Here is a 6,484-nt window from a genome sequence, read left to right on the forward strand (position 1 = left end):
CCCCCTTCCGCTACAGGACGACCGGCTGGGCGACCCGCGCCTTGTGCCAGACCGGCTGCAAGCGGCATCGTTCCGCCAAGTCCAGCGACGCCTTCAGGTTCTGTCCCACATCGCGAGGCGTATGGGCGTCAGAGCCGATGGTGACGCGCCGCCCGCCCAGTTCGGCAAAGCGCCGGTAGATGGGAAGGATCGCCTCCGCCACAGCCGGATTGCCGAGGCGACGGGCATTGATCTCGATGGCCTGTCCCCGCTCTGCCAACACAGCCAGGATCGGATCGATCCTTTCCCGAAACTCGCTGTAGTGGATCTCCGGATCGTCGAGCAAGGCGTACCGGGCGATGTAATCGATATGGCCCAGGCTGTCGATAAAGTCATAGGCCTTGACACAGTCGAGCATGTTGTCAAAGTAGCGGTCATAGACCTCCTGTTTGGTGCGCCCCTGAAAGAAACGCTGCGCCACGACCTCGACGCCATCGACCACATGGATGGAGCCGATGATGAAATCGAAGGGGTAGGCCGACGCCAGTGTCCGGTTGTGGTCCACCAGTTCGCTGCGCATGCCCATCTCGATGCCCAGCCGCAATCGTTCGCTCCGGCAAGGCTCGTAGGCACGAAAAAAAGCGTCCACGTCGAAGGTGAAGCTGTGGGGCTTCGGGTATTCCAGATCCATATGGTCGGTGATGATCAGTCCGATTCCCAACTTCTCCGCCCGTTCCTTCGCCTGGTCGAGGGCCATCAGCGAGTCTGTCGAGAAGCGCGTATGCACATGTGTATCAAAAATCATAGCAACCTCCAGTGCGTCTCTCCCATTGCTGTTTCTCCCCTTTATTGTACCTCGGCGCAGCTGGAGAGGATATTTTTTTCTTGTGAAAATAATCGCGTTTTGATGCTGCATTCTGTTTTTCGCCCTGAAAGGCCCGTCAGCCGAGCCAGCGCAACCCCTTCGGGTAGTGGTTTTTCAACTGCCCGCCGGAGGCTTTTGCCCAGCCGAGGGGAAAACCGCCGACCGTCACGACGGTCCAACCAGCCTCGCCGCCGGCGAAGAGGCTTTCGCCGCGCAGGTAGCGGAGGGCCTCATCGCCGTCAGGGTCCAGTTCGATGCTGCGGCGCCACTGGCCAGGCGACAGGGCCAGGGCGAGCGCATGGGACGGCTCGAAACGCCCCGGCTTGACCGTCCCCAGATGCCACCCGGCCCGGGCCACCTTGATGCCGTCGAGGCCGGGCAATCCTTCCACCTGGGCGTAGAGGGCGTCGCCGAACAAGGCCAGCGGGCCCTCGGGGATGACGCGCAGGTCAGCGGCGCAAAAGCGTTCGAAAAGGGCGCGCGCTTCTTTGGGCACGACGGTTTTGTCGTCGCCGCGACCATCGCCTCGCCGCCCCTGCGCTTTTGCAAAATGGCGCCTTCCGGAAGACGCCTCCCGTTGCCCCTCCCCCTCCCGCTCGCCGACTTTGCGCAGGCGGGCGATGAAATGACCCTCTCCCCGCAGCCGGTGGGGCCAGAGGCGGGCCGTTTTATCCAGATATCCCGGTGAAAAGTGCTGCGTCGCTGGGAAGGTTTCCTGTGCAAAGTCCGGGTGTTCGCCCAAAAAGGCCTCGATCTGCCGCTCATTCTCCTCGATCGCGAAGGTGCAGGTGGAATAAACGATCACGCCGCCCGGCCGGAGCATCTGCGCCGCCAGCGGCAGGATTTCCCCTTGGATGGCGGCGCAGCGGCTCACCTTTTCTGGGGACCAATCGTCGATCGCCTCGGGTAGCTTGCGAAACATCCCCTCGCCCGAGCAGGGCGCGTCGACGACAATCCGGTCAAAGAAGGCGGGGAACCGTCCCGCCAGCCGGTCGGGGCTCTCCTGGGTGACGAGGATGTTTCGGGCGCCCCAGCGTTCCAGGTTCTCTGACAGGGCTTTCACCCGTTTCGGGTGGATCTCGTTGGCCACCAGAAGCCCCTGCCCCTTCAGCCGCCCGGCGATCTGGGTGGCCTTGCCGCCCGGCGCGGCGCAGAGATCGAGCACCCGCTCGCCCGGTTGGGGCGCAAGGGCCTCGACGACGGCCATGGCGCTCGGCTCCTGGATGTAATAGAGCCCGGCGGCATGGAAGGGGTGTTTGCCCGGCCGTTCCTCGCCATCCACATAAAAGCCGCCGGCACACCAGGCAACCGGCTCCAGGCGAAAGGGCATGGCGGCAAGAAAGTCTTCCCGGCCCAGTTTCAGCGGATTGAAGCGAAGGCCCTGGGCCGGCCCCCGCTGATAACTTGCAAAAAAAGCGTTTTTTTCCTGCGCCGGGAGAAGCGCCGCCATGCGGTCGATAAACAGGGGGGGCAGCGAAATCACGGAACGTTCCTCCTTCTCGGTGACCCTGGCCGTTCTTTCGACACTTGACAATCGAAGGGGCCATGATCTCCTACATACGCTTGGTTGCGTCCAACAAAAGTAATAATATACTATTATTTACACCCGCTAATCCTTGACAGGGGGCCACGGGTCCTGTAGCCTTTTTTATGTACCTACATGGATTCGCTTCGATCGCTCAGGCGTCGTTCGCGCGCTTTCCGATACAGTATGAACAAATCGGATGACTTCATCAAGGGGACTATGATGTTGGATTGGCAACATAAAATGAACCGCCGGGCCTTTCTGGCCGCCGGCGCCACCGGGGCGGCTGGCTTGGCTGCCCTGGCGCTCTGGAAAAGCCGGAGCGATGGGGGCCTCTTTTCTTCCAGGAGGCCCTCTTTCCCATGGACATTGCGGTCTGTTGAAGGCGCCGAAGATATCGTCCTTCGCCGCCATCCCTATCCCTACCGGGCCAGCCTGTCCATCACCTCTGACATTGACGGCACTTCGCCGAAGGAATTCAACCGGATCCACCAGTTTTTGAACTCCGACCTGCCGACAGAGACGGGACAAGCCCTGTCGCTCGACATCGCCGACTCCTGTTGGATGGTCGTCGACACCAACTGGGAGGGGACGATCGATCGCTTCGGCAACAACCTGCGCGACCAGATGAGTTACTGGCGCGACATGAACCTGCGCGATGAGTATGCCGCCGATTGGATCACCAAGTATGTCCGCTGCGGTTGGATCGATAGCGTGCACAGCTACGGCGATTTTAACCGGCAGAACGGCAGTGAGACGACCTTTCACCGCCGGGTGGCCGCTGAAAGCATCGCCAAGTGGTACAGCTTGGGCTTTCAATTCACCGTGTGGATCAACCACGGCAACAGTTCCAACGTGCAAAACCTGTCAGACGGCCGGAAACGGACCTACGAGGGGGGCGACGATCCCTCCTCCCCCTACTACCACACAGACCTGCTGATCCCCTATGGCATCCGTTTCGTCTGGCATTCGGCCTCTTCGTCCCAGGAATACCTCTTCGGCTATCCTGATCTGCTCTACCCGATCACCTTGGGGGACGGACAGCGTGTCTGGGGCTTTCACCGGTTCTCCTGCGCCCGCCACTTCCTCCGCGCCACACCGGATTATCTCTGGAGCCCCTACAACCTTGACCGGCAGTTGACGGAAGAGAGCCTGCGCCGCCTGATCGACGAGGGCGGCTTCAGCGCCGTCGCCCAACACCTGGGCGGACCCGCCGACCTCTACAACGCCTTCCCCGATGAAACGCTGCCGCCGCTCCGCCGCATCGCCCAGCTTCATCACGAGGGGACGATCCTGGTGGCGCGCACGTCCCGGCTGCTGCGGTACAACCAGATCAACAATTTCCTTCGCTTCAGCGTCCACAAGGACAGCGAAGGCGCATCCATCGTCATTGAAGGCGTCGACGACCCTCATCTGGGCGCTTTCAAACCGGTCCTCGACGATGTGCGGGGCATCACCTTCTACTGCACCGATCCCGCCAAAACGAAACTCTTCCTCGGCGAACGGCAATTCCCCGATTACCTGCTCTCGCGCAACCCTGCCGACCACACGGGCCGCCCGAGCCTGTCTGTTCGCTGGTTTCAACCAGACACCCTCGACTATAGTCAATGGGGCTGACCGCCGCAGCGGTTAGCCCCATTTTTTCGTCCGTATCCGATTTCTCTTTTTTGCGCCTATCTACTTTTTCCCCTTGATGGTCCACGCCCACTGGTTCATTTTTTTGGCAAAGCCCTCCATCCCATCCTCCTGCACAATGCCGAGGCGGATGACGGCTTTGAGGTTGTCCTTGTGCTGCGCGCGGCCCATACAGACGGCATAGCTGTACCCCAGTTCATCCATGATGTTCATCACGGAAACATCGTATTCGCCGTAGGGATAGGCCAGGGTGGTGACCGGGCGACCATAGCGGTTCTCGATGGTTTCCTTCGCCATCTGCAAGTCGCTTTTCACGCGGCTGCGCACCTCGTCGGGCGTCTCTTTCCGTCCTGTCTTGGCATCAACGACCTTCGGCGCAATCAGCAAGGACCGTCCATTCACCTTGTCGTGAAGGTCAAAGGTGTGTGACTGGACGTCGCAGAGCCCGCTGGCCACCATCTCGTCCACCTGGCGCCAATCGAGAAGATCCGCTTTGGCGGGGTTGAAGGTGTGGGGCGGGTTTTCATCCAGGAGCCAGCCCGCCACCGGGAAGAGGGTAAAGGGATAGTTGTACTTTTTTAGGATGGGAAAGGCCAGGGTGTAGTTCGATTCATAACCGTCGTCAAAGGTGAGCGCCACCGGTCGAGATGGCAGGGGCGTTCCCTTTTGGGCGTAATCCCAGATGCGCTGGAGCGGAACCACATGGTAGCCCTCCCGGCGCAGGTACTCCATCTGGGCCGCAAAGTCATCGATGATGACGGCCACGCCATTGTTCTTAAAATAACCCCGGTTGGTAAAGTGATGGTACATGAGAATCCGGATCGGTTCTCCCGCCTGGTGGTATCGCCCCGGCGTTTCCGCAGCGGCTCCTGCGTCGGCCGTCGACGACGGCGAAACAGGGGGATTCGCTCCTGTCGATGCATCAGTCGAAGCGGCGCTGTTCGGTGTCGGCGGGGCAGCCGACGACGAGCCGGTCGGCCCACAGCCCGTCGCGAAGGCCGCCAGCAGGAGCAGGACGACGACAAAAGCCGCCAGCCCCATCCTTTTTCTCTTCAAGGACAATGTCATCCAATCATCTCCGCGTCATCAGGCTGATGGAACAAAAAGCGCCGATTCGGTTCAGGGAGAATCGGCGCGTTCACATTTTAGCCTATTTTTAGGACAAGGATAGCACAAAATCGCGTCGCCCTTCAATCTTTCTCCATTATTTTTCCACTTTTCTCTGAAAATTCGGGAAATTGGTTGCCTTTTGCAATGGCGGTGAAGGCGAGACCGCTCTCTCCCTTAATCGCCCGCGCGCTCTGTAACGATGACCGACCAGCCCTTCCCCCCATAGGCGTTATAGCCTTGGGTGTGGGCGTACCCGTAGATCTGGAGTTTTCCCTGGGCGCTGTCGATGACGTATCCATAGGTTTCGCCGGCGATCGCTTTCCTAACCGCCGGCAGTTCGCTCAGGTTCTTCTCCAGAATCCCGCTGCGATCGAGGGAGGCGATCACAACGCCGTCCTTGTTGATCAGGTAAAGGCTTCCCCCCTGGCTCACTTTCGCCTTATCGATGATGTCGTAGATGAACCGCCAATTGAACCGTGTCGATAGGACGCCCGCGACAGCGCCTTGGTCGTCCCGGACCGGGCAGGAGTAGGCGACGGTATGGCCGCCCGCCGATTGGCAGAAATACATGTCTGTCACGTGGACAATCTCCCGGTTCATCGTCTCCCGGAACCAGTCCTCGTCAGACATGTCGCTGCCAAGGAGATCTTCGCGGAGGCCTGTCGCCACGATCCGGCCTTTCCGATCGACGAGGTACAGGTCATGGTAGACCTCATAGAGATCGACGATCTTTTTTAACAGGCTCGTCGCCTCTGACCGGTACCTGTCCGGTTCGCGGAGACAGTCGCGGATGGCCTGGAAGGTGGCCCATGCCTGAACGTCGCAATTGCGCTCAAAGAGGTTGCGGTCGATCTTGTCGATGGTGTCATAGGCCAGATCAGCCGTCCGGACGGCGATGACCTCATTGGCTGTTCGATGGATGTCGTTGATGGTGGCGGAACTCTCCCGGGTCGCCTGGAAGCTGTGGCCGGCCAGTTTCTTGATCTCATCGGCGACGACGCGAAAGCCCCGCCCCGCCTCTCCCGCTCTTGACGCTTCGATGGCAGAGTTTAACGCCAACAGATTGGTCTGTTTGCTGATCCGGTCAATGGTTTGGATGGTCTTCACCATCCGGCTCGTTCCCTCTGTCAATCGCTTCAACAAAACCGACATGCTGCTCTCCTGCGGTGTCACTACCGCCATGAGATGATCTCCTCCTTCGTCGCCTTCCGAACGGCGGGAGCCATTGACGCTCTCTTATGCGGATAACGACAAAAAAGTCCCTCACGGCCCCGAAAGGAGCCATGACGGACTTCATCGTCACAGACGCGCGATACCAGTATAGCAAACACAGATCGCCCATCCATAGCATTTTTTCAAATTTTATATAG

5 protein-coding genes are annotated in these 6,484 nt (G+C 59.8%); 1 reads left to right on the plus strand and 4 read right to left on the minus strand.

Translation table 11 applies throughout. From position 1 onward, the window contains the following. Positions 1–10: 10 nt before the first annotated feature. Both GTO89_RS09270 and GTO89_RS09275 read right to left on the minus strand, forming a co-directional pair. Positions 11–784 carry a histidinol phosphate phosphatase gene (locus tag GTO89_RS09270; RefSeq protein WP_161261788.1) on the minus strand — a complete coding sequence of 258 codons (774 nt, stop codon included), beginning with the start codon at positions 782–784 and terminating at the stop codon, positions 11–13. Between the two features lie 136 nt (positions 785–920). Next, the gene (locus GTO89_RS09275; RefSeq protein WP_161261789.1) at positions 921–2,327 is read right to left on the minus strand and encodes an RsmB/NOP family class I SAM-dependent RNA methyltransferase; all 1,407 of its coding nucleotides are present in this window, start codon (positions 2,325–2,327) and stop codon (positions 921–923) included. Between the two features lie 267 nt (positions 2,328–2,594). Here GTO89_RS09275 and GTO89_RS09280 point away from each other — a divergent pair, with 267 nt between their 5' ends. Beyond that, positions 2,595–3,986 (plus strand): hypothetical protein, encoded by a 1,392-nt coding sequence (locus GTO89_RS09280; RefSeq protein ID WP_161261790.1) that lies wholly within the window; start codon positions 2,595–2,597, stop codon positions 3,984–3,986. A gap of 60 nt (positions 3,987–4,046) precedes the next feature. On the opposite strand, the gene GTO89_RS09285 is transcribed toward GTO89_RS09280, so the two are convergent. Both GTO89_RS09285 and GTO89_RS09290 read right to left on the minus strand, forming a co-directional pair. After that, entirely contained in the window at positions 4,047–5,072 is a 1,026-nt protein-coding gene (locus GTO89_RS09285) for a polysaccharide deacetylase family protein (RefSeq protein WP_161261791.1), read from the minus strand. 216 nt (positions 5,073–5,288) lie between these two features. Then, a complete protein-coding gene (locus GTO89_RS09290; RefSeq protein ID WP_170294442.1) occupies positions 5,289–6,296 on the minus strand; it encodes a methyl-accepting chemotaxis protein in 1,008 nt (335 codons plus the stop codon). Positions 6,297–6,484 lie beyond the last annotated feature (188 nt).

It is taken from the genome of Heliomicrobium gestii (assembly GCF_009877435.1).
GTDB classification, from domain to species: Bacteria; Bacillota; Desulfitobacteriia; order Heliobacteriales; family Heliobacteriaceae; genus Heliomicrobium; species Heliomicrobium gestii.